The organism is Mesorhizobium sp. WSM4833 (genome assembly GCF_055811095.1).
This window is the reverse complement of record NZ_JBVVQG010000002.1, coordinates 495,107-516,783: the sequence shown is the minus strand read 5'-3', so window position 1 is coordinate 516,783 and position 21,677 is coordinate 495,107. Positions and strand designations below refer to the sequence as shown.

The 21,677-nt window shown below is 63.9% G+C and carries 19 protein-coding genes and 1 pseudogene; 9 read left to right on the top strand and 11 right to left on the bottom strand.

Annotation, left to right across the window (positions count from 1 at the left end; translation table 11 throughout):
• Positions 1–122: 122 nt before the first annotated feature.
• Together AC0L2D_RS05660 and AC0L2D_RS05655 are read left to right on the top strand one after the other, a co-directional pair.
• Positions 123–977 (top strand): NAD-dependent epimerase/dehydratase family protein, encoded by an 855-nt coding sequence (locus tag AC0L2D_RS05660; protein ID WP_027162237.1) that lies wholly within the window; start codon positions 123–125, stop codon positions 975–977.
• Complete coding sequence (locus AC0L2D_RS05655; RefSeq protein WP_013530305.1) at positions 974–1,780, top strand: SDR family NAD(P)-dependent oxidoreductase; 807 nt, start codon at positions 974–976, stop codon at positions 1,778–1,780. The genes AC0L2D_RS05660 and AC0L2D_RS05655 overlap by 4 nt, the downstream gene beginning before the upstream one ends.
• Here AC0L2D_RS05655 and AC0L2D_RS05650 read toward each other — a convergent pair.
• The 6 genes from AC0L2D_RS05650 to AC0L2D_RS05625 form a co-directional block, all read right to left on the bottom strand.
• Positions 1,777–2,847, bottom strand: a complete 1,071-nt coding sequence (locus AC0L2D_RS05650; protein WP_013530306.1) for a Gfo/Idh/MocA family oxidoreductase — start codon at positions 2,845–2,847, stop codon at positions 1,777–1,779. The two genes, AC0L2D_RS05655 and AC0L2D_RS05650, sit on opposite strands and share 4 nt — an antisense overlap.
• Position 2,848: 1 nt before the next feature.
• On the bottom strand, positions 2,849–3,748 hold the full coding sequence (locus AC0L2D_RS05645; protein WP_013530307.1) for a carbohydrate ABC transporter permease: 900 nt from the start codon (positions 3,746–3,748) through the stop codon (positions 2,849–2,851).
• A complete protein-coding gene (locus AC0L2D_RS05640; RefSeq protein ID WP_473540559.1) occupies positions 3,748–4,683 on the bottom strand; it encodes a carbohydrate ABC transporter permease in 936 nt (311 codons plus the stop codon). The genes AC0L2D_RS05645 and AC0L2D_RS05640 overlap by 1 nt, the downstream gene beginning before the upstream one ends.
• The gene (locus AC0L2D_RS05635) at positions 4,680–5,618 is read right to left on the bottom strand and encodes a sugar phosphate isomerase/epimerase family protein (protein WP_064994637.1); all 939 of its coding nucleotides are present in this window, start codon (positions 5,616–5,618) and stop codon (positions 4,680–4,682) included. The genes AC0L2D_RS05640 and AC0L2D_RS05635 overlap by 4 nt, the downstream gene beginning before the upstream one ends.
• 110 nt (positions 5,619–5,728) lie before the next feature.
• Positions 5,729–7,081, bottom strand: coding sequence for an extracellular solute-binding protein (locus tag AC0L2D_RS05630; RefSeq protein WP_473540558.1), 1,353 nt, complete (start codon positions 7,079–7,081; stop codon positions 5,729–5,731).
• 255 nt (positions 7,082–7,336) lie between these two features.
• Positions 7,337–8,122 (bottom strand): SDR family NAD(P)-dependent oxidoreductase, encoded by a 786-nt coding sequence (locus tag AC0L2D_RS05625; RefSeq protein ID WP_473540557.1) that lies wholly within the window; start codon positions 8,120–8,122, stop codon positions 7,337–7,339.
• A gap of 99 nt (positions 8,123–8,221) precedes the next feature.
• On the opposite strand from AC0L2D_RS05625, the gene uxuA reads away from it, so the two are divergent.
• The 4 genes and pseudogenes from uxuA to AC0L2D_RS05605 all read left to right on the top strand — a co-directional run bounded on the left by uxuA (position 8,222) and on the right by AC0L2D_RS05605 (position 13,442).
• Positions 8,222–9,406, top strand: a complete 1,185-nt coding sequence (gene uxuA, locus AC0L2D_RS05620; protein WP_013530312.1) for a mannonate dehydratase — start codon at positions 8,222–8,224, stop codon at positions 9,404–9,406.
• A gap of 316 nt (positions 9,407–9,722) precedes the next feature.
• Positions 9,723–10,742, top strand: a complete 1,020-nt coding sequence (locus AC0L2D_RS05615; RefSeq protein ID WP_473540556.1) for an isopenicillin N synthase family dioxygenase — start codon at positions 9,723–9,725, stop codon at positions 10,740–10,742.
• Positions 10,743–11,076: 334 nt separating this feature from the next.
• Positions 11,077–12,394 (top strand): annotated as a pseudogene (locus AC0L2D_RS05610) (LLM class flavin-dependent oxidoreductase); the annotation flags it as partial.
• Between the two features lie 28 nt (positions 12,395–12,422).
• Entirely contained in the window at positions 12,423–13,442 is a 1,020-nt protein-coding gene (locus AC0L2D_RS05605; protein ID WP_024502301.1) for an NADP-dependent oxidoreductase, read from the top strand.
• Here AC0L2D_RS05605 and AC0L2D_RS05600 read toward each other — a convergent pair.
• From AC0L2D_RS05600 to AC0L2D_RS05580, 5 genes are read right to left on the bottom strand one after another with little or no spacing between them, the layout of a single operon-like run.
• On the bottom strand, positions 13,420–13,632 hold the full coding sequence (locus AC0L2D_RS05600; RefSeq protein WP_473540555.1) for a hypothetical protein: 213 nt from the start codon (positions 13,630–13,632) through the stop codon (positions 13,420–13,422). The genes AC0L2D_RS05605 and AC0L2D_RS05600 overlap by 23 nt on opposite strands.
• Positions 13,629–14,396: an N-formylglutamate amidohydrolase gene (locus AC0L2D_RS05595; RefSeq protein ID WP_473540554.1), complete on the bottom strand. Its 768-nt coding sequence runs from the start codon at positions 14,394–14,396 to the stop codon at positions 13,629–13,631. The genes AC0L2D_RS05600 and AC0L2D_RS05595 overlap by 4 nt, the downstream gene beginning before the upstream one ends.
• The gene (locus AC0L2D_RS05590; protein ID WP_473540553.1) at positions 14,396–15,718 is read right to left on the bottom strand and encodes a type I glutamate--ammonia ligase; all 1,323 of its coding nucleotides are present in this window, start codon (positions 15,716–15,718) and stop codon (positions 14,396–14,398) included. Before AC0L2D_RS05590 ends, AC0L2D_RS05595 begins: the two co-directional genes overlap by 1 nt.
• Positions 15,715–16,362, bottom strand: a complete 648-nt coding sequence (locus AC0L2D_RS05585; RefSeq protein ID WP_013530318.1) for a cysteine hydrolase family protein — start codon at positions 16,360–16,362, stop codon at positions 15,715–15,717. Before AC0L2D_RS05585 ends, AC0L2D_RS05590 begins: the two co-directional genes overlap by 4 nt.
• Positions 16,359–17,297, bottom strand: a complete 939-nt coding sequence (locus AC0L2D_RS05580; RefSeq protein WP_063172787.1) for a MurR/RpiR family transcriptional regulator — start codon at positions 17,295–17,297, stop codon at positions 16,359–16,361. Before AC0L2D_RS05580 ends, AC0L2D_RS05585 begins: the two co-directional genes overlap by 4 nt.
• Positions 17,298–17,442: 145 nt before the next feature.
• Between AC0L2D_RS05580 and AC0L2D_RS05575 the strand changes: the two genes are divergently transcribed.
• The 3 genes from AC0L2D_RS05575 to AC0L2D_RS05565 are packed head-to-tail and all read left to right on the top strand — an operon-like array spanning position 17,443 to position 21,673.
• Complete coding sequence (locus tag AC0L2D_RS05575) at positions 17,443–18,609, top strand: NAD(P)/FAD-dependent oxidoreductase (protein ID WP_473540552.1); 1,167 nt, start codon at positions 17,443–17,445, stop codon at positions 18,607–18,609.
• Entirely contained in the window at positions 18,609–20,465 is a 1,857-nt protein-coding gene (locus AC0L2D_RS05570; protein WP_473540551.1) for a branched-chain amino acid ABC transporter ATP-binding protein/permease, read from the top strand. The genes AC0L2D_RS05575 and AC0L2D_RS05570 overlap by 1 nt, the downstream gene beginning before the upstream one ends.
• Before the next feature lie 41 nt (positions 20,466–20,506).
• The gene (locus AC0L2D_RS05565) at positions 20,507–21,673 is read left to right on the top strand and encodes an ABC transporter substrate-binding protein (protein WP_473540550.1); all 1,167 of its coding nucleotides are present in this window, start codon (positions 20,507–20,509) and stop codon (positions 21,671–21,673) included.
• The last annotated feature ends 4 nt before the right edge of the window (positions 21,674–21,677 follow it).

Below are 21,677 nucleotides of genomic sequence, written 5' to 3'. Positions count from 1 at the left end.
ACAAGCGTATGCGCTATTTGCCCATCGCGAAATGGCCTTGACAACGCTTGTCAGGCATGTGCTCGATTTGTATGACCATCAATGATATTCAAGCCGCTGAATTGCGGAGCCGAGGCCGAGATATGAAAACCATCGTCACCGGAGCCAGCGGCCTGCTTGGCCGCCATGTGGCCGAGGCTCTGGTTGCGGCCGGCCACGATGTGCTTGGTGTCGACGCCGTGGTGCCGGGTGAGGTCGCATGGCGCCACGCAACCGCCGATTTGACCGATCTGGGATCGACACTGCAGCTGGTGCGCGATTGCGATGCCGTTGTGCATGTCGCGGCCATTCCGCGGCCGACCGGCCGGGCCGGCGGCGAGGTGTTCAAGACCAACATCGCGACCGCCTACAATGTGGTCGAGGCAGCCGCCATGGCCGGCGCCAGGCGCTTCATCTATGCCTCATCCTTCAGCGTCTTCGGCTATCCCTTTTTCGAAAAACCTGTGCGACCGCCCTATCTGCCGGTCGACCTGGACCACCCGGTCGGCGCGCAGGATCCGTACGGCCTGTCGAAATGGCTGGGCGAGGAAATCGTCGACGCGGCGGTGCGCCGCGGCGCCTTTTCGGCGGTCAGTATCCGCATGCCGTGGATCCAGACGCCGGGTTCATTTTTCGAGGGCGTCGGGCCGCGCCGCGCCACTGCCGACAGTGCCCGCGACCTGTGGGCCTATCTCGACGCGCGCGACGCCGGGCAGGGCTTCCTGCGGGCGCTTGAATGGCAAGGCGACGGCCATCTGCGCGTCCTGCTCAGCGCCGCCGACACCTTCATGGAAGAGGAAACCGAAGCGCTCGTGCGCCGGGTCTATCCCGATGTCGCTCTATCGCGGCCGATCGCCGGTTTCGGTACCGTGCTCGACACGGTCCATGCGCGCGAAACGATCGGCTTCGAACCACAATATTCATGGCGCTCCTATCCAAAGCCGGAGACCGGGGGATGAAACGATTCGACCAGAAGAAGATCCTTGTCACTGGCGGCGCCGGCGCGATCGGCGGCGCGGCGGTGCGGCGTTTCCTTGACGAAGGCGCGCGCGTCGCCATTGTCGATCGCAATGGCGCGGCGGCGCAGCAGCTGGCTCGCTCACTGGGTGAAAACGCCATTGCCATCGAAGCCGACGTCACCGATGAAGCGGATGTGCGGCGCGCCGTCGAGGCGACCGTCGAGACGTTCGGCGGCCTCGACGTGGCGTTCAACAATGCCGGCATTTCCGGCGTCGTCGCTCCCGTTCACGACCTGCCGGTCGAGGACTGGGATACGACCATCCGTATCAATCTGCGCGGTATCTTCCTCGTCCTGCAGGCATCGCTTCGGGCGATGATCAAGGCGGGGACCGGTGGCTCGATCGTCAACATGGGCTCATCCATGGCCGGTTGGGACGTCCTTTCGGGCGGTGCCGGCTATGTCGCTTCCAAACACGGCGTGGTCGGCCTGACGCGGGTTGCGGCGCTCGATGCCGCGCCCTACGGCATACGCGTCAATGCCATTTGCCCCGGCGTGATCGAGACGACGCTTGGCGTGCCGGCTTCCGGTGACGGCGAATTCAAGAGCAGCGTCCAGCATTTCGCCGACCGCATTCCATTGCGCCGCATCGGCCAGCCGGACGATGTCGCGGCCGCCGTGGCTTTCCTCGCCTCCGACGAGGCGAGGCACGTCACGGGCGTGGATTGGCTGATCGACGGCGGCCAGACCTTGCAGAGCTGGGCCAACGCCCCTGATGGCGGTGCGTTTCCGAAATTTCGCTAAAGTCTTTTCGGCGGCATTGCCTGGATGATCCGAACGGCAAGATCGAGATCGGCGAGCCCGCCCGAAAGCGGCGTGCGCGGCTTAACGCCGGCAAGAATGCAATCAGCGAAATGCAGCCATTCGCGGCGGAACGACGTATCCGGAACGCCAGGCAAAACGCGTTCGGATGCAGCCTCGCCTGTCGTTTCACGTAGCCGGACAGTCGCCGAGGCATTGCGGAAATAGGGGTTCTGGAATTCGATCCGCACCTCGTCGCGCTCGCCATGCACGTGGATCCACTCGTCCCACCATTCATACTGGGCAAGTGCCATGTCGAAGAGGCAAGGGACGCCGCCATAATCGAGCACGGCCAGCAGCTGGTTGGGACCGGTCTGCTGTGCATGCACGACGCAGTCCGGCGTGCCGAAAGCGCCGCGCATGACGGCAAGGTCATGGCTGGCGAGGCTGAGCAGTACAAGATAGAGATCGCGATAGCCGGCATGGTCCACACCGAGCGCCGCCTCGATGCGCCGAGCGACCGTTTCGCGTCCCGCCGCCAACACATCGGCCGGCACGTCGGTGACCCTGGTCTGCGTGTAGAGTTGGCCATAACGGTCGAAGCGGCCCGCGAAATCGTGGACATGGATCGATTTCGGCCGGCCGATGGCGGCGATGCGCTCCAGCCCGATCTCATAGCCGGGATCATAGAATTTCATGTAGCCGACAAGGGCGACGAGGCCGCTCCGCTCGGCCTGCTCGACCAGCGGGCGCGCCTCCTCGGGCGTGAAGGCAAGCGGCTTCTCGACGATCAGGTGCTTGCCGGCGCGGATTGCATCGGCAACCATCTCGCCATGATCGTAGGTGCAGATCACGACCGCATCGACATTCGGATCGGCAAGCAGCGCGCGATGGTCCGTATATCTGGCAGTGACGCCATAATGTTCCGCGACCTTGTCGACCGTGCCGGGAGAGATGTCGCACAAGGCGGCGATGCGAAACGCCGGCAACTCCATGAGATAAGGCAAGTGCATCAGCTGGGCGATCTCGCCGCAGCCGATGACGCCGACGCCAATAACGCGATCCTGCATGTCAACCCTTCACGGCGCCGGCTGTCAGGCCGGCGATGAACTGCCGTTGCATGGCGACGAAGACGACGATCACCGGCAGTGTCGTGATCGTCAACGCGGCGAAATAGAGCGTCCAGAGCGAGTCGTATTGCTGGAAGAAGCTGACCAGCCCAAGCGGGATGGTCTGCACCAAAGGGTCGCGCAACAGCAGGAAGGCCAGGAAGAAATCGTTCCAGATCTCGATGAAGCCGAAGATGAGGATCAGCGCCACGCCCGGCCGCACCAGGGGCAGCATGATGTGGATCAGGATCTCGAGCCGGCTGGCGCCATCGATGCGCGCGGCATCTTCGAGGTCGGCCGGCAACGTGATGAAGAAGCTGCGCAGAATGAAGACCGAAAGCGGCAGCGAGGTCGCGGCATAGATGAAGGCAATGCCGAGCCGGCTGTTTATCAGGCCAAGATCGCGCGCCACCAGGAACAGCGGAATGGCCATCACCTGCGGCGGCACCAGCATGGCCGCAACCGCGACTGCGACCACAAGACCGCGTCCGGGGAAACGAAGACGCGCCACCGCATAGGCGCACGGCGTCGCGACGGCCACCAGGATGATCAATGCCGAGCCGGTGACGAAGATGCTGTTGACGATGCGCGATCCCATGCCGGCGATCCGCCAGGCATCGGCATAGTTCTGCAGCACCAGGCTCGATGGCGGACCCCAGACATTGCTGAGCATTTCCTGCTTGGTCTTGAGCGAACCGAACAGCACCCAAAGCAGCGGATAAAGAGTCTCGAAGAGCACGAGAATGAGCGCGGCATAGATGCCGCCAAGTTCGAGGATGCCGCGCATGCCGAGGCGCTGCATGAGCCCGCGACGGCGAGAGCCGGCGGCGCCATCGTTCAGCGAAAGGTTGGCGGCTCTCATCAGACGTCGAGCCTTTGCCGCCGCATCAGGGCCAGCAGGCCGACGCTGGCCAGCCCGACGATCATGAAGAGAACGTAGCCGATCGCAGCGGCGTAGCTCATGGCGCCGTCCTGGAAGGCCTTGCTCATCATGTAGGTGAGCACCACTTCGGTGGCGTGGTTCGGGCCGCCCTTGGTCAAGACATAGACGATGTCGAAATTGCGCACGAAGGCGCCGGAAAGGCCGAGGATGGTGTTGATGAAGATGATCGGCATCATCATCGGAACGGTGACGTGCCGGAAGCGCTGCAAGGGGCCGGCGCCGTCCATCTTCGCCGATTCATAAAGCTCCGAGGGGATCGTCTGCAGCCCGGCCAGATAGATGACGGCATGGAAGCCGAGCCATTTCCAGACATCGACGACGATGATCGAGTAGAGCGCGATGTCGGCGTCGCCGAGCCATGATCGTTTCAGCCCGGCGAGGCCGATGAGATCGAGCCCGCTGTTGAGCAGGCCGAAGACGGGATTGTAGATCCAGGACCAGAGCAGGCCGACGGCGACGAAGGACATCGTCACCGGGATGAAGGCGGCGGCGCGAAAGAAGGCGCGGCCAAGCAGCGCCCGGTTCAGAAGCAGCGCCAGCCCGAGGCCGAGCGCGTTTTTCAGGACCACGACGGCAACGACGAAAATCAAATTGTTGCGCAGCGCGCCGAGGAAGGTGCGATCATGCGCCAGCCGCATGTAGTTGGAAAAGCCCGCCCATGTCGGGTCGGAAAACCCGTCCCAATTGTGCAGGCTGAGCCAGAAGCCGTTGACGAACGGCCAGAGGTAGAAAAGACCGAAGAGGATCGCGGCGGGCAGGATCATGACGAAGGCCGTAGCCCCGTCCCCGGCGTCGAAGCGCCAGGTGCCGGATCGGCTCGAAACAGGAGCCGCCTCTTGCGGTCGCGTGCTCATGTGGCCTTCGCGCCTTGCGGGGTCAGCACCAGCCCGAGCGTGTCCCTGATATAGGCGATGCTCTCGAGCGTGCTTTGCTCTGCTGTCTTCTTGGACGCATCCAGCTCGATGATGGCGAGGCCATCGTAGTTTGCCTCCAGCAGGGCGTCGGCGATGCCGGCAAGATCGACGACCCCGGCGCCGAGCTCGCAAAAGGCGCCATAGCGGTCATAGCCCTTCAGCGCCGGATCGACCCTGGTGTCCTTGAAATGCATATAGCGCACAGCCGAAATGTAGGTCTTGACCGCGTCGACCGGATCGGAATTGGTGTGGGCGAGATGCGCCGGATCGATGCACAGGCCGGCGAGGTTGGTATCCAATTCATCCATCATGCGATCGAGCTGGTCGCGGCGCTCGATGAAGGTGTCGAGGTGCGGGTGATAGACCGTCTCGATGCCAAGGTCCTTCGTCCGCCTGCCGATATCCTCGAGCGCCCGGCAGAAGGCGCGGTAGTCGTCGGCCGTGTGCGCCCCGGCAGCGGCTTCCGAGGGACCGCCGCCGAGAACCAGCACCGGTGAGCCAAAGCCCTTCAACATCCTGGTCAGCGCGACGAGCACGTCACGCTCATAAGGCCAGGCGACGGGGTTGGTGAAGATCGCATTGACGTAGAAGGAGGAGAGCTTGATGCCATATTCGCTCTGGCCTTCCGACAGCAGCGCATAGCGCCGCAAGATGTCGGTGTCGGTGGTCACCCCCATCGGCGCCTGATTGCCGAGCTGCATGTATTTGCGGGCGTACTGGTCCGACAGGCTGGTGAAGGCGAGGATCTCGAACCAGCCGAAGCCCTGGTCGGCGAGAAACTTGATGGCTGGCCGGAGCGGAAGGCCGGTCAGGTCCCAGCTGTTCAGATGATAACCGATCGAGAAGCGCTGCCGTTCGGCGCGATGTGTCGTCATGTGTTCTCTCCGATGGGCGAGGCTGCCCGAAGCAGGCAGCCTCTGTTCTTCTTTCCTGGCGCATCAGCCCGGCTGGATGGGCGCTCGCTTGCAGGCGCTACTTCAGGGCCTCATTTGGGCGGCCAGCTGCCCTGGGCCTTGAGGTCGTCGAAGATGGTCTGGATCGATGCGGCGGCGTCTTCGGGCGTCGTGGTGCCGCCGACGATGCCGGCGATTGCCGAAGCCGTGGCGCTCGCGACCTCCGAGGGCCAAATCCAGTCGAGGAACTTGATCGTGTTCGGGAAGGCCTGCTTGCGCAGTTCGACGGCATAGGCATCGTCGACCTGCGCCACGCCCTTGATCGAGGCCGCGATCGGCTGTTCCGGCGCGAGGTAGAGCGTCGCGACTTCAGGCCGTGTCAGATATTCGATGAATTTGACCGCGGCATCGAGCTTCTCGGGCGGGATCGAGGAGGCGACGCACATGCCGTTGTCGGCACCGCCGCCATGGCCAGGCGCGCCCGGCGTTCCGTCCATTTTCGGAAAGGCGAAGACGCCCCATTTGAAGTCCTTGACGCTCGACTGGAGCGACGGGATTTCCCAGGTGCCGCCATAATACATGGCGCTCTTGCCGGCGGCGAAGGCCGCACGCATGCCGTCCTGGTCGACGGAAAGCGAATCCTTGGAAAGGATGCCATCATCGACCCATTGCTTGATCAGCTTGAACCCCTCGACATCGGGCGCGTCGGTGAACTTCGCCGTGCCCTCGAGGTTCTTCTGCGTCTTGCCGACCGGGTCGCCCGATGCCTGCGAAAAGGTCTCGAAGTACCACATCGGCCACATCACGGTGTTCGAGCCCTGATGCAGCAGAGGGATCACGCCCGCGGTCTTGAACTTCGGCACGGCTGCCTTCAGGTCGTCATAGGTTGGCGGGACAGGAATGGCGAGCTTCTGAAAGAGATCGACATTGTAGAAGATCGTCGATGTCGACAGCGTCGAGATCGGCACGCCATAGACTTGCCCGTTGACCGTGAAGGCGCCAAGTGCAGCGGCGTCGATCCTGTCCTGGAACGGCTTGATCTTGTCGGTAATCGGCATCACCAGTTTGCGCCTGACATAGGCACCATTGGTGTAGAAGGCCGGGCAGGCGATCAGATCCATTTCCTGATTTGCAAGTTTTGCGGTCATCACGCGCTGAATGGAATCGGTTTGTGGCCCCTGGGCATCCCACTCGATCGCGGCGACGTCGGGGTTGGCCTTGAGGAAGCCGTCGATAACCTGCTGCTGGATTTTCTTCTGCTCGTCCGGCGGCTGACGCGGCGCGAGTTCGTCGAGCGCCGAGCCGCCGAAAATCTTGAGCGTGATCCCTTCGGCGTGGCCGATGCCGGGCACTGTAATCAGGCCGAGGCCTAGCAGTGCGGCGGCAAGGATGGGAGCGGCGGGACGTTGTTTCGGACGATGGGTCACTCTCTGCTGAAGGGGCATCTGGCTCTCCTTTACGCCAATGCCGAGGGGCAACCTCGGGACCAATATTGTTGATGGTCATATGATCTTGGTCGCCTGTTGATGTTTTTGTCAATCGGCAAGAATGCCTATTATTTCATCGATCGCACCGCCCCCTTTCGTGTTCGGCGTGGCCCGTGCGGTGTTCGATTTGCTTGAGCATTGATCTGCAAGAATTCGGCAAACCAATTGTCGGATGCCGGCCGCTCCCGCTAAAGGCCAGGCCCCATTCGCGATCTACTTCACGCCGATGCCGGCGGTCAGGCCGCCATCGATCTTGTAGTCCGCGCCAGTGCAGAAGCCGGCCTTCGACGAACACAGGAAAGCGATAAGTTCGGCCACCTCCTCCGGCTCGCCGATGCGCCCGATGGGGTGCGCTTCGCCGAAGCGCTTGTAGGCGGCCTCGACATCGGCGTCCGTGCCGTTCTCGCCGCGGGCGGCCTTCTCCAGGATCGGAGTGCGGATCGAGCCGGGGCTGACGGAATTGACGCGGATGCCGGAGCGCGCATGGTCCAGGGCCAGGGCACGCGTCAGCGTGTGGATGGCGCCCTTGGTGGTGGCATAGGCGGCGACGTTTTGCTGGCAGGCAAAGCCCTGCACCGAAGCGACGTTGACGATGGCGCCGCCGCCCCTGCGGACCATTTCCGGGATGCCGAAATGCGCGGTCAGATAGATCGACCCGACATTGACCGCCATCGCCTTGTTCCAGGTCTCGAAATCGGTGCTGACGGCGGTTCCGTACGGATGCACCGCCGCCGAATTGACGACGATATCGAGGCCGCCGAACCGCTCCACGCCGGCCGCGACCGCGTCGCGAACCTGATCGGGCACGGAGACGTCGGCGCCTATGACCAGCGCCCCGGCTGCGGAGCTTTCCAGCTCCGCTTTCAGTAGAGCGTTGGCCGCGCGGTCGATGCCGCAGGCGACGATCGCAGCGCCCCCTGCAGCGAGGCGTCTGGCGGTTGCGAGGCCAATCCCGGTCGTCCCCGTCACCAAGGCAACCTTGCCGTCGAAATCCTTCATTGGGAAAACTCCTTCATTCGCTGTCCGAAACCGGTTCCTAGTTTGACACCCATTGTGGTCCAACAATAGGTTGCCATCCTCTCGCAGAAGGAAGCGGCAATGGAACAGTGCTGGCGCTGGTATGGACCAAACGACCCGGTAACGCTCGATCATGTCAGGCAGGCCGGTGCGACCGGCGTGGTGAGCGCCTTGCATGATATCTATGACGGGCGCGCCTGGCCGCTCGAGAGCATTCTGGAGCGCAAGCGTGTCATCGAGGCCGCCGGCCTGACATGGTCGGTGGTCGAGAGCATTCCGGTCCACAACTCCTTCAAGATCGGCGCGCCGGAACGCGAGCGCTACGCCGGCTACTATCGCGACTCAATCCGCGCGCTCGCCAAGGCCGGCATTGCGACGGTCTGCTACAATTTCATGCCGGTGGTCGACTGGACCCGCACGGATCTCGCCTATCGGCTGCCGACGACGGGCTATGCGCTGCGTTTCGACGCCATCGATTTCGCGGCCTACGACCTGTTCGTGCTGAAGCGCGTCAATGCCGAAGCCGGCTATACCGCTGCCCGTATCGCCGAAGCGGAAGCGCGGCTGAAGGAATTGAGCAGCGAAGCGATCGACAGGATCGAACGCAACCTGATCGCCGGCCTGCCGGCGACCGAGCGCAGCTATGACAGGGACAGTTTTCGCGAGGCCCTGGCGGACTACGATGCGATCGGACCAAAGGAGCTGCGCCAAAACCTTGCCTGGTTCCTGCGCGAGATCATTCCGGTGGCCGAAGAGGAGGGGGTGCGCATGTGCATCCATCCCGACGACCCGCCCTTCTCGCTCTATGGCTTGCCACGCATCGTTTCGACAGCCGAGGATGCGCGTTTCATCCTTAACGCCGTCGACAGCCCCGCCAACGGCCTGACGTTCTGCACCGGCTCTTATGGCACGCGCGCCGACAATGACATCGTCGCCATGGTCAAGGAATTCGCCGACCGCATCCACTTTGTCCACCTCCGCAACATCACCATCGAGGATGACGGCTCGTTCTACGAAGCCGAGCATCTCGAAGGCGGCACCGACATGGCGCATGTTATCCTCGCTCTGATGCAGGAAGAGGCGCGCCGTCGCAGGGAAGGCCGTGCCGACTGGCGCATTCCGATGCGACCAGACCATGGCCATCTGCTTGCCGACGACATCGGCAAGACCAGGATCAACCCCGGCTATTCGCTGATCGGCCGGCTGAAGGGCCTCGCCGAGCTGCGCGGCATCATGCGCGCCATCGAGCGGTTCGAGCTGGCTTGAAGCCGTCCTGCCGGTCGGCTGGCGGGATTTACAGACGATCACGCGCGATTGCGCTTCCGCTGCGACTTATACGCTGTCGCACTGGAAAGTGCGGTCCACGAGAGGCATGGCGGGTAAAGCACTTGTCGGGAAATTATTTGCCGACAGGTCATAATATGCAGCGCTGACGTTCTTCCATCCGGCCCGGATTGGACTTCCTGTTGCTTTGATCGGCACGCCTTGCGTGTCACTTTGAGATGCATTCATGCTCGAAGCTCTTGCCGGTGGTCGCTTCTACTTCTCCTAAGCCAGGGCAGAGAAAAGAAGGAAGCTGACCATGCCCAGAATTGTGCCGGTGCTTGACCTGAGCCGCCTCGAACAAGGTGCGTCCGAGTATCGTACCTTTCTCCTGGACCTGCGTACGGCAGCCCGGGACGTTGGCTTCTTCTATCTCAGCGGCCACGGAATTTCCGCCCCGGAGATCGACGACGTGCTCGATGCCTCGCGACGGTTCTTCGCGTTGCCGGAGGCCGACAAGCTGGCCATCGAAATGGTCAAATCCCAGCAGTTTCGCGGCTACACCCGCGCCGGCGGCGAACTGACCAAGGGCGCGGCCGACTGGCGTGAGCAACTCGACATCGGCGTCGAGCGCCAGCCCATAGCGCAGGGACCTGGAGTTGCACCGTGGACACGGCTGCAGGGGCCGAACCAGTGGCCGTCTGCACTGCCGGAGCTCAAGCCGGCACTGCTTGCATGGCAGGCCAAGGCGACCGCGGTGGCCATTCGGCTGCTGAAAGCCTTCGCACTATCGCTCGATCAGCCCGAGGACGCCTTCGACGCGATCTATCGGGACTCGCCCAACCATCGCATGAAGATCGTCCGTTATCCCGGCCGTGACGCGACCGAAGGCGACCAGGGCTTCGGCGCGCACAAGGATGGCGGTTTCCTCACCCTGCTGCTGCAGGACGACAACAAGGGCCTGCAGGTCGAATATGACGGAAGCTGGGTGAATGTGGATCCGCTCCCTGGAACGCTGGTCGTCAACATTGGCGAACTGCTCGAACTGGCATCGAATGGGTATTTGCGTGCCACCATTCACCGCGTCGTGACGCCGCCTGCCGGCGTCGAGCGGATCTCCGTTCCCTTCTTCTTCAGTGCGCGGCTGGACGCGACCATACCGCTTCTGACCCTGCCCGAGGAATTGGCGGCCGAAGCGCGCGGGCCGGCAAGCGATCCGGACAATCCGTTGTTCCGCGATGTCGGCACCAATGTGCTCAAAAGCCGACTGCGTTCCCATCCCGACGTGGCACGCCGCCACTATGCCGATCTTCTCCAGGCCGGAGCGGCGGGCTCGTGAGCTCAGCTCTGCACGAATTTTCGCCGCTTCATATGTTTTTTGGAATGCCATTCGTCGCCAGGGCTTCGAGATAGGCGCAAAAAGGTAAAATCGTTTAGCGGTTTCCTCCCATTCCGCTGGACGGTGTTCCCCTCTGAAGGTTCAAACCTTCTTTTGGCCGGGCCGCATTCGAGCCCGGCCATTTTTTGTCCTGGTCCGGACAGCGCAAAACCTATGCTGCAAAAGGCCGGCGTGGAGGAACAGGATATCTTCCCGAGTTGCGCGGACCGTCCGATCCTGAGTTTAGGATTCGAGCGCTAGTGCTCGACTGTATCGATCGGTCGAAACGACTTTCATGACACAAAAACAATTGCACCTCGGCGCCTTCATGCGCCCCGTCAGCCTGCATACCGGCGCCTGGCGCTATCCGGGCGCCTATGCCGACGCCAATTTCAATTTCGCGCATCTGAAGCGCTTCGCCCAGACCTTGGAGGCGGCGAAGTTCGACGCCTTCTTCATGGCCGACCATCTGGCCGTTCTCAACATGCCGATCGAGGCGCTGCGGCGCAGCCACACGGTCACCTCGTTCGAGCCGTTCACGCTTTTGTCGGCGCTCGCCGCCGTCACCGACCATATCGGGCTGGTCGCCACCGCATCGACGACGTTCGACGCGCCCTATCATGTTGCCCGCCGCTTCGCCTCGCTCGACCATATCAGCGGCGGACGCGCCGGCTGGAACATCGTCACCACGTCCAATCCGGATGCGGCGCTCAATTTCGGCCTCGACGAGCATGTCGAGCATGACGAGCGCTACCGGCGGGCCCGGGAATTCTACGATGTCGTCACCGGCCTGTGGGACAGCTTTGCCGACGATGCCTTCATCCGCGACGCCGAAAGCGGGTTCTATTTCGACCCGGCCAGGCTGCATGTGCTCGACCACAAGGGTGAGCATCTCTCGGTGCGCGGCCCACTCAACATCGCGCGGCCAATCCAGGGCTGGCCGGTCATCGTGCAGGCCGGCGCCTCGGAGGCAGGACGCCAGCTGGCGGCGGAGACAGCGGAGGTCATTTTCGCCGCCCATGCCGATCTCGCGGCGGGGCAGCGCTTCTTCGCCGACGTCAAAGGCCGTGCGGAAAGGCTTGGCCGGTCGCGTGACGACATCAAGATCCTGCCCGGCGCCTTTGTCGTTGTCGGCGACAGCGTCGAGGACGCGCAGGCCAGGCGGGCGAAGCTCGACAGTCTCGTCTACTACGAGAGCGGCATCGCCTCGCTGTCGATCGCCATCGGACATGACGCGTCCGGTTTTGATCCCGACGCGCCCTTGCCCGAAATCCCCGAGACCAATGCCTCGAAGAGTGGCCGCGAGCGCGTCATCGAACTGGCACGCGAGGAGAACCTGACCGTCAGGCAGCTTGCGCAAAGGCTGGGCGGCTATTCCGGCCTTGCTTTTGTCGGCACGCCTGAAACAATCGCCGACGAGATGGAGGAATGGCTGATCGGCGAGGGTTCCGACGGGTTCAACATCATGTTTCCATACCTGCCCGCCGGGCTCGATGATTTTGCCGAGAAGGTGGTGCCGGATTGCACGGCGAGGGATCTTCAGGCGGCAATATGAAGGGTCGACACTGCGCGAGAATCTCGGCCTGAAGCGTCCGCCCAACCGGTTTTTCGAGGTGAGCCTTCTTCGCAGGGAGATTTTCGATGTCGATCCAGTCCAACACCCGCATCGTGCTCGCGGCGCGGCCACAAGGCCGGCCGAAGCCGGATGATTTCCGCATCGAGACGGTTGATGTCGTCCAGCCGGGAGAGGGCGAACTGCTGCTGCAGATCCTCTATCTGTCGCTCGATCCCTATATGCGCGGGCGCATGAACGCTACGAAATCCTATGCCAGGCCCGTCGATGTCGACGGCGTGATGGAAGGCGGTACCGTTGCGCGCGTCGTGATCTCTCGCCACCCGGAATTTACCGAAGGGGATATCGTGTTGTCCCATTCCGGCTGGCAGAGTTTTGCCTTGTCCGACGGTGTGGGGCTGCGCAAGCTGGATCCCGCTGCGGCACCCATCACGACGGCGCTTGGCGTGCTCGGCATGCCGGGCTTCACGGCCTATGCCGGTCTGCTCACCATCGGGCAGCCGAAGCCTGGCGAGACGGTCGTCGTGGCGGCCGCCAGCGGCGCGGTCGGGTCGGCCGTTGGCCAGATCGCGCGCATCAAGGGCGCGCGTGCCGTCGGCATTGCCGGCGGTGCCGACAAGTGCGCCTTCGTGCGAGACGAACTCGGCTTCGATGCGGTCGTCGATCACCGTGCCGATGATTTTGCCGAGCAGTTGAAGGCAGCCTGCCCCGGTGGCATCGACATCTATTTCGAGAATGTCGGTGGTCCTGTCTGGGACGCGGTGTTTCCGCTGCTGAACGAATTTGCGCGTGTGCCGGTCTGCGGGCTGATCGCGCAGTACAACGTCATCGCGGATGCCGGCGTCGACCGGTTGCCGGTATTGATGCAGCAAGTGCTGCACCGCAGCCTGACGATCAGGGGGTTTATCCAGCGTGAATTTGTCGACCAGCGCCCGGCCTTCTATCGTGAGATGGCCGAATGGATATCGTCCGGCCGCGTCCGCTACAGGGAAGATATCGTCGATGGCATCGAAAATGCACCACAGGCCTTTCTAGGCCTTCTCGATGGCAAGAATTTCGGCAAGCTCATCGTGCGTATCGCGGAATAAATGCCGCGCAACGATCAGGCGGGGCTGCTTGGGTAATTTCTGCCGCAGCCGTGGCCGCGGGGCGTGATTGCCAGCAGCCGCCGATCAGCCGGTTGCCCCGGCTGCCGATGACGCTGAGCGGCGAGAAACGCAACTTGCCGATCTGGGCGATGGTCGCGGCGTCGCGCTCGCGCAGGCTTGGATTGCTCACGGCACGGTTTCTGTCTCGAGTGCCGGCAGTGCCGCCGCCAGCCGGTCCGCCCATTCCTCGATGCCGGACCGTGTCGACAAAAGATCCTGCCGGATCTCGACGAGGACGGCGGCGATGCCGCGATCGTCGCCATGGATGGGCACGGCGTAGTCGGCGTCGCGGCTGATCACATAGGGCACGTTGGCCGCGACATTGAGCGCCGCATCGGTGCGCAGGCCCGAAAGGATCGCTTCGGCGAGACCTCTTGCTTGGTCATGCAGCACGCCGGCATGCCAGGGCCTGCTGACGCCGAGGAAGACCGGCGTGAAAGAATGGATCGTCACGATCCGCGTCTGCCGGCCTGCTTGTGCCCGGCGGTCGAGATAAGCGGTCACCCGGTCATGGAACGGCGAAAAGATGATCTCGGCGCGCCGGGTCCGCTCCGCCGCATCGATGCCGACATTCCCGGGAATGTCGGTGTCTTCCGACAGTACCGGAATGCTGCCTGGCGTGCCCAGTGGCCGGTTGAGGTCGATCAGCAGCCGCGAATAGCCGCTGAGGAAGGCCGGAGCATCGAGCTTCGACGACAGCAGGCGGGTCACTTCGGCGGCGCCGATATCCCAGGCGATGTGGCGCTGCAGATGGTGGGCATCGAGGCCAAGCTGTAGATACTCGACCGGCATGTGGTTGGACGCATGCTCGCACAACAGCACGATATCGGAACGGCCGTGCTCGTTGAGGGCCTCGACGGCCTCGGGCCAATCTTTTTTTGTCACTGCGGTCATCAATAGAGCGTCCGGTAGAGATCGCAGATGGAGGCCGGATCGAGACCGGCAAGACGCTCGGCTTCATGTCGCTTGAGGCCGACGAAGGTTTCGATGAAGACGGGCGCGAACCATCCCGTCACGGTGCCGTCGGCCAGCAGCGCGTCCAGTGCCGCGGGCAGGGTTTCGGGCAGGCGCACCAGACCAAGACTTGCCCGCTCCGCCTCGCTCATCAGTGTCGGGTCGCCGGTGACCAAAGGTGGCGACGGCAGGCCCGCCTCCAGCCCCTCCAGCCCGGCGCGGATGATCGCCGCCAGCGACAGATAGGGATTGCCGGTGGCGTCGGCGGCCCGGTATTCGATGTTGTATTGCCGCGCCGGATCCCGTCCGCCGATCGTCACCGTCGGGCAGATGCGCAGCGACGCCTCGCGGTCGCGGTCGGCAAGCCAGGTGTAGGAAGAACTCCAGCTGTGCGGCTTCAGCCGGTAGAAGGACGACACGCTCGACGCCGTCATGGCGGTCATCCCAGGCAGATGGCGCAGCACGCCGGCACAGAAGGCGCCCGCTTTGGCGGAAAGGCCGCCCGCCAGTGCCGGATCGTAAGTCATCGGCTTGCCGGCCTCGTCGACGAAGCTGAAATGGATGTGGACGCCGTTGCCGACGGCGGTTGGCGCTGTCTTGGGGGCGAAGCTCGCACGCCAGCCGGCATTGCGCGCCAACTCGCGCGTGATTTCGCGGATGGCGACGGCGCGGTCGGCCGCCGTCAGCGCGTCCGCCGGCTCGTGCGTCACCTCGAACTGCTCGTCGCCGAATTCGGCGATGACCACCTCGGGCGCGACGCCGGCTTCCTCGAGCGCCGCCATCAGATTGGGCGCGAAAGGGTCGGCGCGGCGCAGTGCGGCGAAAGACATTGAATGCGCCGGTGGGAAGCCGCCGTCGGCAACGTTGAATTCGTGCTCGAAAGCGGCGATGACCGACAGGCCGGTTGCGGCTTTCAAATCGGCCAGCGCGTCTTTGAGCATCGTGCGGGTGCAGCCGAGCCATGGGCTGCCGTCGAGCTCGACGATGTCGCCGGCGACCATATCGAATGGCGTTGCCGATCCGGTGCGTGTCGTGCGAAAGCGCGCTTCGAGATCGGGGATCAGCCGCAGGTCGCCCGACGAGCCCCAGGGGTTGGGATCGACGATCGAGTTGAACGGTGTCAGCGACAGATTGGCCTGCAGCCAACCGACGCCGGTCGTGGCGGTCTTCTGCAACTTGCTTTCGGCAACGAAACGGCCCCGCGTGACGGCGGAGAGATCCGTGGTGACGACGGCAACCAGAGGCTCGACAGTCGACGTCATGCCGGTTTTCCCAAAGCGTTGAAGCGGTCGACGACCGTGTCGGTGTCAGCCACCCAGCAGTAGCCGCCGAAGGCCTTGAGCGCGATGTCGTGGCGTTCCTGGGTGATGGTGGCGCAGGCATCCGATACGCAGGTGACAAGATAGCCGCGGTCGGCGCCGTCGCGCACCGCCATGTCGACGCATTGATCGGTCAGCACGCCGACCACGACGAGATAGCGGATGCCGAGGTTCTTGAGGAGATAGTCGACATTGGTCGAATTGAAGATGCCCGACGACGTCTTCGGCAGCATGATCTCGTCGCCAACCGGCGCCAGCGATGCCACCGGCAGTCCTTCGGGGAGACTGGGCGCAACATGGATCGGTGTCAGCTTGTGGTCGAGCGAGCGCTCACGGCCGTCTTCGGTCAGGCTCTGAATGATGGTGTGCAGCACCTCGACGCCATTGGCCCGCGCCGCCGCCAGCAGGCGCTCCTGGTTGGGGATCGTCTGCGAGGATGTCTGCCGGTAAAAATAATGATCGGGGCCACGTTCCGGATGCGACGGATCGGCGCCCGGCTCCAGCCAGATGCGCTGCATGTCGACGAGCAGCAGTGCCGTTTCGCCGGCACGGAAGGCTTCGTCTCGTTTGGGTAGGGCCTGGGTCATGCTTTGTCGTCCTGCTTTGCTGATTTGGGTCCCGGTGTCTTGCGGGGGCCGGGTGTCTTGCGCGCGCCGTTCTCTTGCGGTTCGCTGTCGAGCGTCACGGCATTGGCATGCCGCACCTTTTCGAGTCGCTCGATGCGGGCGCGGGCCTCGTCGCCCAGCGTCGAAACGATATGGGCGACCAACGCTTCCATCTGTGCGATCGCCGGCGCCAGCGTGTCGTAAGGTGAGGCGACTTCGAGCGGGCTGACGATGGTGACTTCGGCGAGATCTGATATCGGCGACAGCCATTGGTCGGTGAACAGGAGGATGCGCACATCGAGCGCCGCCGCTTGTTTTGCATAGGCCATCACATCGAGTTGGTAGCGGCGGTAGTCGAAGACGACGAGCACGTCGCGCCGGCCGAGGTCGGCCAGCGTGTCGAAGATCTGCGGAGAGAGCACGCCGAGATCGCGAACCCCGGAGCGGAACTGCACGAGATAGCCGGCCAGCATGCCGGCGATGTGGCGGCTGAACCGGCCGCCAACCATCACGATCTCGCCCTTGGCCTCCATCAGCAAGCGGGCCGCCCGCTCGTAAGTCTGGACGGGTGTCGCGGCGGTGGCTTTCTGCAAGGCCGTGGTGACGCTATCGAGATAGGCCAGCACGGCGCTGTCGTTGGAACCGCTCTGCCGCTTGGCCTCCATCATCAGCAGCGGCGAGTGCAGTCTTGCCTCGACTTCGGCCAGAAGCCTCGCCTGGAAATCCGGAAACCCTTCATAGCCGAGCTTCATCACCAGCCGCACCACGGTTGGATCGCTGACGCCAGCGCGCCGGGCGAGCGATGAGGCGGTGCCGAGGCCGGAGGTCGGATAGTCCGTCAACAGCAGTCGGACGATCTTCTCCTCCGACGGCGTCAGCGCAAGATCCCCGCGCATCAGAACATCGCGTATCGCCATGGGCCTCCCCGGAATCCGTGTTCTCTTGTTTTGTCGAGTTTATTACAGAGATTTAAATCTCGGTCAACAATGAAGAGATGTTGACATTGCGCGACCGCTGGCCCTACCTTGTCGAAAAGCAGCCAAGAGACTGTGGGGAACAGCCATGCGAAATGGAAGCGACGTCATCGTCGTCGGTGCCGGTATTGTCGGATCGAGCGCGGCCTATGATCTGGCCAAAGCCGGTGTGAAGGTCACGCTGGTCGAGCAGACCCATCCCGCCGGCGGCCCGTCGGGCAAATCGTCGGCGCTGCTGCACGCCTTCTACCTGATGCCGGAACTGTCGCAGCTATCCATCCGTGGCCGAGAGATCCTGGTGTCGCTGCCCGAAGTCGCGGGCGAAGGATCCTTTGTCACCGAAATCGGCATGATGTGGGTCTGCGGCAACGACAACAAGGCGAGCTGGACGTCGGCAGCCGAACGCATCCGCGCCGAGGGCGCGCGCATCGAGATATTGTCGCCGCAGGCCTTTGCCGATGCCGCACCGGGCTTTGCCCTGGACAATGTCGCGCTGGCGCTGTGGGAACCCGAGTATGGCTATGCCGATGCCTTCGGCGCCACCAATGCTATTGCCCGTGCCGCCCGCGCCAGTGGTGCCAGGATCATGCAGAACACGTTGGTCGAGAGCCTCCAGCGGCAGGGCGACCGCATCACGGGCGTCATCTTGACCGATGGAACGATGCTGGAGGCCGATACGGTCGTCCTGGCCGCCGGGCCGTGGACGCGCCGGCTGCTGGCGACAGTGGGCCTCGATCTGCCGCTGCATGTCGAGCGCCATCCGATGGCCGTGCTCGACGCTGCCGGCAAGGCAAGGCAGGTCATGCCGTTCGCCTGGTGCGACGACATTTCCTGCAACTATGCGCGGCCAGACAATGACGGCGTCATCCTCGCCGGGACCTGGGCCGGCGGCGGCACCGGCCTGCGCCACGAACATGCGGGCCGTCCACGCTTCGTCGAAAATCCCGATGATTACATGGAAGGTGTCGAGGAGCAGGAATCGGTCGAGATCCTGGAGACCTTCGCCAGCCGCGTGCCGGCCATGGCCGAGCTTGGCATCCGGCCGGGCTATGCTGGTCTCTACGACATGAGCCCCGACGATCTGCCGGTCATCGGCGCCATGCCTGATGTCGAAGGGCTGGTCGTTTCGGCGGGGTCTTCCGGCCACGGCTTCAAGACCGGGCCGGCAGTCGGCGAGGCGGTGGCCAGGCTGGTCACCCAAGGCGCGCAACCGATCCTGGCCCCGTTTTCACCCGATCGCTTCAGGGCCGCGTGATGGCGTCGGTGACGACGAGCGAGAGCAAGAGTTCCGGCTTCATGCCGGCCGCGTTCCGCAACGCCACGGCCGATGCCCTGTGCATGGTCGCGGTGCTGTTGCTGGTGGCGCTTGCCGCCTTCATCTTCGGCGGCGCCGCCATGCAACGCGTCGTCACCTATGCCGCGATCATGCTGACGGCGGTGCTCGGCCTGCAGATATTCTCCGGCAACAGCGGCATCGTCTCGTTCGGCCAGGCGGCCTTTGTCGGCCTCGGCGCCTATGCGACAGGCATCCTCACCATGCCGACGGCACTGCAGCGAACGGCTCTGCGCGACCTACCGCAATTCCTCGCCGGCCATCAACTCTCCTTCGTCGCAGCGCTGGCCATCGTCCTGGCTCTGGCGGTCGTCGTCGGCCTGCTGACCGGTGCGCCGCTGCTTAGGCTTTCCGGATCGAGCGCCTCGATCGCCACGCTGGCCATGCTGATCATCGTCTACACGCTGCTGGTCGCCGGGCGCGAGATCACCCGCGGCAGCCAGCCTTTCTACGGCGTGCCGCGTGAGGTCGGGCTGTGGACCGCTGCCGCAGTCGCTTCGGTGGCGCTGGTGGCGGCGAGGCTGTTTCGCGAAACCTCTTTCGGCCTTGCCAGCCGAGCCGCCGCCAATGACGAGCGTGGTGCGGCCGCCGTCGGCGTCGACCAACGCACGGCGCGTCTGGCCGCCTGGGTGGCGGGTGTCGTCGCCGCCATGGCTGCCGGCGCCATGATGGCGCAGTTTCTGGGTGCGTTCTCGCCACGCGATTTCTATTTCGACCTGGGCTTCACCATGCTTGCCATGCTGATCGTCGGCGGCATGACCTCGTCGCTCGGCGCTTTCGCCGGCGTCATCGTCACCATCGTTTTGGTCGAAGTGGTGCGCCGCTTCGAAGGCGGCGGCGAAGTGCTCGGCCTGCATCTGCCTGTCCTGTTCGGCTTGACCCAGGGCGTGCTTGCCATCGCCATGATCCTGGTCATCTGGCGACGCCCGACCGGCCTGTTCGGCGAGCGTGAGCTGAACCTGCTGCGCCGGCCCGGACGCCAGGCCGTGACGGCTTCGGCGGCACCTCCGCAGCGTGTCGAGAGTGACCGGCTCTCCGCCGAGCATCTGTCGCGCCGCTATGCCGGCGTCGTTGCTGTCGACGACGTCAGCCTGAGTTTCGAAACGGACAGCATCACCGGCATCATCGGCCCCAATGGCGCCGGCAAGACGACGCTGCTCAACATGCTGGCCGGTGATGTCAAGCCAAGTGCCGGTACTGTGTCGATGGGTGGCGCGGTGCGGCAGGCTTCTGCCTTCCGCTTCGCGCGCTCCGGCGTTGCCCGCACCTTCCAGAACATCCGCGTCTTCCCGCACATGACGGTGCTGGAAAACGTCGTCGTCGCCGCACGCCAGGTAGAGCCTGATCTCGTCCATGCCGAGGCGGCGGCAATGGGTGAACTTGCGCGCATGGGGCTGGAGAGATTTGCCGATCAGCCGGCCGCCAGGCTTGCCTATGGCCAGCGACGCCGGTTGGAAGTGGCACGTGCGCTGGCGTTGAAGCCGCGCTTCCTGCTGCTCGACGAGCCAGCCGCCGGAATGAACGCCGTCGAGACCGCCGAACTGGTTTCCATCCTGTCGACGGTCCGCACCGAGCGCCGCATCGGCGTCGTCCTGATCGAGCACGACATGCGGCTGGTGATGAACCTGTGCGAACGCATTGTCGTCATCGATCATGGCCGCGTCATCGCCGACGGTACGCCGGGCGACGTTCAGAAGAACCCCGCCGTGATCGCAGCCTATCTCGGCAGCCGCACGGCGCGCGCCAAGACCGCAACGCCTGAAAACCAGACCGCATAGACCGCAACGACCAACGACAAAAATCCAGAAGGAGAACCGACATGCCAAGCCTCTATCGCCTCCATCGCGCCGCCTTCTGCGCTGCCGTGTTCGGCATCGCCACCCTTTCGACGGCCAGCGCCGAGGAGATCATCATCGGTGCCGCGACCGCGCAGACAGGCGGTCTTGCCCCTTACGACCAGCCGGCACTTGCCGGCCTGCGCATGTCGCTCGACGAACTCAACGCCAAGGGCGGGTTCGGCGGCAAATACACCGTCAAGCTGCTGATCAAGGACACCCGCTCCGACACCGCGCAGACCGCCACGGTCGCGCAGGAGCTGATCGATGCCGGCGCCAAGATCATGATCACGCCGTGCGATGCCGATCCCTCGATTTCCGCCGGCCAGCTGACCCAGCCTCTCGGCATTCCGACCCTGACGCTGTGCGGCTCCGCCCCGGTGCTCACCGGCGCGGTCGGCGATGTCATGTTCGGCACCTATCCCGCCGACAATGTACAGGCGACGGCGGTTGCCGACTTCGCCGTCTCCGAAGGCAAGAAGAAGGTGTTCCTGCTGACCTCGCCGGACTCCACCTACACCGCCAATCTGCCGGAATATTTCGGCAAGGTGTTCGAGAAGAAGGGCGGCACCATTGTCGGCCGCGGCACTTTCAGCATGGGCCAGCCCGACTTTTCCGCCGAGATCACCAACATCAAGGGCTTGGCCGATAAGCCCGACCTGATCATGACGGCGGCCTATGAGCCCGATTTCCCAGCCTTCATCCAGCAATTGCGCGGCGCCGGCGTCACCATCCCGGTCTATGGAGCCGATGCCATCGGTACGCCGACCATCAAGGCGCTCGGCAAATTGGTCGACGGCGTCGTCTACACCGCGGCCGGCTATGCCGAGCCGGGCAGCAAGCTCGAAGCCTTCAACGCCGCCTTCACCAAATATGCCGGCCATGCGCCGGAATCGACCTATGAGGTCAATGGCTACGAGATCGGCCTGATCCTCGACCAGGCGGTCAAGACGGCCGGCTCCGACGACCCGAAGGCGATCCGCGACGCCATCGCCGGCCTCAAGGATTTCGAAGGCATCACCGGCAAGATCACCTATGCCGGCACCGACCGCATGCCGCTGCGGCCAGTGGCGCTGATGCGCTACGAGGGCGGCGAAGGCAAGCATGTCGAGACCCTGATCCCCGAAGCCGCCGACGTTCCGGCGCCGTGATGTC